Origin of the sequence: Citrobacter sp. wls613 (genome assembly GCF_005281195.1) — a bacterium.
Taxonomy (GTDB): Bacteria; Pseudomonadota; Gammaproteobacteria; order Enterobacterales; family Enterobacteriaceae; genus Citrobacter; species Citrobacter gillenii.
This window is the reverse complement of sequence record NZ_SZXN01000053.1, coordinates 70,030-73,648: the sequence shown is the minus strand read 5'-3', so window position 1 is coordinate 73,648 and position 3,619 is coordinate 70,030. Positions and strand designations below refer to the sequence as shown.

The following is a 3,619-nucleotide window of genomic DNA, read 5'->3' as shown; positions in this document are numbered from 1 at the left end:
ACTAAATCAGTAAGTTGGCACCATTACCTAAATATGCAGTTCCTGCAATTTTTCTTTCGGCAGCGCCAACTCTTCATTACTGTTAACACGTACGTCATGTTCCAGAATATGACGGGCAATTTCCTGCGCTTCGCTCAGCGAATGCATTTGATACGTTCCACACTGGTAGACGTTCAGTTCCGGGATCTGATTTTGATCCTGCACTTTCAGCACGTCAGCCATCGCCGCTTTCCAGGCGTCAGCCACGCGCTGTTCGTCCGGCGTACCAATCAGGCTCATGTAGAAGCCAGTACGGCAGCCCATTGGAGAGATATCGATAATCTCAACGCCATTACCGTTAAGGTGGTTACGCATAAACCCGGCAAACAGGTGTTCCAACGTGTGGATCCCTTTTTCAGGCATCACTTCTTTGTTCGGAATGCAGAAACGCAGATCAAACACGGTGATGGCGTCGCCATGCGGGGTGTTCATCGTTTTTGCAACCCGGACTGCGGGAGCTTCCATCCGGGTGTGATCGACAGTAAAACTATCTAACAACGGCATTTAGCCACCTCCGATAAAATTTTTAAAAATAATCTGAACTCTTTGTTCCGGGGCGAGTCTGAGTATATGAAAGACGCGCATTTGTTATCATCATCCCTGGTTTCAGAGATGAAATTTTGGCCACTCCCGAGTGGCCTTTTTCTTTTGTATCAAGCGTGCGTTTCCAGCCACGCGGCAAACGGCTCAGTATCCGCCGCTTCAATCTCCTGCTGACGACGCTTTGAAGCCGCTGTTTCAGCAATAAACGCCTCTTCCTGCACGATCTCTAACGGCTCTTCACGCAGCAGATTGCGATAAGCCTCGCCCAACGCTTTGCCCGTGCCGCCAATGCCCGTATCAATCATTGACCGCAGGATCCGCGCGGAGAATGTCAGTTCAGGATTATCAAAGCAGGCAACCAGTTCGTCACAGACTTTTTGATACTCCTCTCCTCCATGGATGCTGTCCAGCGTTTGCGCCACGCGCTTCAGGTCACGGAACAGATCTTTACCCACTTTCGGCAGCGGGAACTGGGCGGTTTCACAGCCAATGCCTAGCGTCAGGCCCGGCTTACGTCCTTCCAGAATCACACGATTCCAGTTGGTACGCGTGCAGAGCAGTTCATCGCTGCTCATTTCCGGAGCGTCCGCCAGGACACACCACACCATAAACAGATCGAGGAAACGTACCTGCTGCTCATCTACGCCGATGGGTGAGAAGGGGTTAATATCCAGCGAACGCACTTCAATGTATTCAATGCCGCCGCGAAGCAGCGCATCTGACGGCGATTCACCGCTACGGGTTACCCGTTTCGGGCGAATAGGCGCATACAGTTCATTTTCAATCTGCAGTACGTTGCTGTTAATTTGCAGACGTTTACCGTCTTTCTCCAGACCGATCGCCGCGTACTCCTCGGAAGGGGTTTTAATCGCGCGCTTCAATCCTGCCACATACTCATGCAAATCGTTAAACGTAATACCGAGATTGCTTTGCGACTTATTGGTATAACCCAAATCGCTCAGGCGCAGCGATGTCGCGTACGGCAGGTAATACATACCACAGTCCGTTTTTTCAAACGGTAGAGTTGTCGGCTTTCCTTGCAGGAAAGAAGAACAAATCGCCGGAGATGCGCCAAACAAGTACGGGATCACCCAACCAAAACGATAATAGTTGCGGATCAGGCGGAAGTAGCCAGCAGACACTTTCTCTTTGGCATCTTCATCGTCCGTTACGCCACATTTCGCCTGCCAGAATGCCATCGGCAGCGAGAAATTATAGTGAACGCCGGAAATCGTTTGCATCAGCGCGCCGTAACGGTTTTTGAGACCTTCACGGTAGAGCGTTTTCAGACGACCAATATTCGAGGTACCGTACTGCGCCAGTTCAATATCCTGACCTTCAGCGATATAGCAAGGCATGCTCAGTGGCCACATACGCTCGTCGCCCAGATTTCTGGCGGTATAGCGATGCAGATCACGCATAAACGTGAGCATTTTCTGGATGTCGTCGCCCGGAGGAGTAATAAACTCCAGCAGCGCTTCGGCAAAATCCGTTGTTATCCATTTATGCGTCAGCGCTGAGCCTAACACATCCGGGTGGCCTGTCGTCGCCAATGAGCCATCAGCATTAACACGCAGCGTTTCGCGCTCCAGACCACGTTGAATCCCCTGTAACGCCTGAGGATTTTTTTCCAGCCAGGCCAGTGCCTGTGATACGTCCGGGATCAAATTGACCTCCCGCCTGTCAAAATCGTTTTAATTAGCATCATAGTATTGGTTACCCTACAGGCATTTCCACAACACAATTAGTGCCACCACATAATGCCCTGCGTCGTAACCGCTGCGACCACAACATAACGCAACGCTTTGCCAAGGCATAAAAAAATGAGTACTGGCCCCCACGAGATGCGCATCCATCCCGCTAGCAGGCACAGCAAATCCCCCACAACCGGCATCCAGCTTAATAATAGTGTGACAGCGCCATAGCGCTGCAGCCACCCCATCGCTTTCTCTTGCCATCGTGACGTTTTACGTAACGGGAAGAAACGCCCAAGGATAACGTTAGTTAACCCTCCAAGGCTATTACCCATTGTTGCTGTTAAGACTAAGACCCAGGGATGACTCACCCCGGAAACCAGCAGAGCCACTAAAACAACTTCAGAATTTCCAGGTAACAGCGTGGCGCTGAGGAAACTGCTGGCAAACAGTGACAGGAGTGACAGTCCATCACTCACAATAACCGGACATCCACGGCATCCATACCGGCCGCACGTGCAGCCTGCAGGCCGAAGTCAGCGTCTTCAAATACCACGCATTGAGTCGGGACAACGCCCATACGCTCGGCACACAGTAAAAACGTGTCAGGTGCGGGTTTATGGCGTTGTACGTGGTCAGCTGCGACGACGGCATCAAAATAGTGACGTAGCCCTAAATGCGCGAGCAGCGCCTCTGCAATGGCACTTTCGCTCCCGGTACCGACCGACATAGGCCGACGACCATGCCAGGCTTTAACAACATCAATAAGCGGCAATGGCTGAACGCTATCCAACAGCATGCTTTTAACGCTGTCGGTTTTTTCACGCGCCAGCGCATGGGGATCGAGATCGGCATGATTCAGTTCAATGACCGACTGTGCAATACGCCACGTTGGGGAACCGTTGAGTGCGACCATGGCCTGCTCGTCAAAACGGAGCCCATGACGCCCTAACACCTCATGCCACGCTTTACGGTGCGTTGGCTCGGTATCGAGAATGGTGCCATCCATATCAAAAATCAAACCCGCATAACGTTCGTACATCGTCTTCTCACAAGCCGAATGACCAGACGTTACTTTATCGTAATGGATTGATTTTGTCGCTGACAGCGAATTGAGGATTGTTTTAGAAGTTTGATTCAGAAAAAGAGAGATGGTGCTGGGGATTATTTCGGAGAAGATGGTGCATCCGGGAGGATTCGAACCTCCGACCGCTCGGTTCGTAGCCGAGTACTCTATCCAGCTGAGCTACGGATGCATCAGGGAAACTACTTTAGTGCAGATTTTTGATACCGCTGCTAAGGCCGTATCGATTATCCATTCTTTCATTGCTGAAGAAACAGAA

General features: G+C 51.1%; 4 protein-coding genes and 1 tRNA gene. All 5 read right to left on the bottom strand.

Features of this window, described 5'->3' with window-relative positions; all coding sequences use genetic code 11:
* Positions 1-27: 27 nt before the first annotated feature.
* The 5 genes from luxS to FDX01_RS09355 all read right to left on the bottom strand — a co-directional run bounded on the left by luxS (position 28) and on the right by FDX01_RS09355 (position 3,532).
* Positions 28-543 carry an S-ribosylhomocysteine lyase gene (gene luxS, locus FDX01_RS09375; RefSeq protein WP_135911530.1) on the bottom strand — a complete coding sequence of 172 codons (516 nt, stop codon included), beginning with the start codon at positions 541-543 and terminating at the stop codon, positions 28-30.
* Positions 544-692: 149 nt separating this feature from the next.
* The gene (gene gshA, locus FDX01_RS09370; RefSeq protein ID WP_115257643.1) at positions 693-2,249 is read right to left on the bottom strand and encodes a glutamate--cysteine ligase; all 1,557 of its coding nucleotides are present in this window, start codon (positions 2,247-2,249) and stop codon (positions 693-695) included.
* 77 nt (positions 2,250-2,326) lie between these two features.
* Positions 2,327-2,755: a YqaA family protein gene (locus FDX01_RS09365; protein WP_137399673.1), complete on the bottom strand. Its 429-nt coding sequence runs from the start codon at positions 2,753-2,755 to the stop codon at positions 2,327-2,329.
* Complete coding sequence (gene yqaB / locus FDX01_RS09360; protein WP_096755991.1) at positions 2,752-3,318, bottom strand: fructose-1-phosphate/6-phosphogluconate phosphatase; 567 nt, start codon at positions 3,316-3,318, stop codon at positions 2,752-2,754. Before yqaB ends, FDX01_RS09365 begins: the two co-directional genes overlap by 4 nt.
* Before the next feature lie 137 nt (positions 3,319-3,455).
* Positions 3,456-3,532: transfer RNA gene (locus FDX01_RS09355), tRNA-Arg, on the bottom strand.
* Positions 3,533-3,619 lie beyond the last annotated feature (87 nt).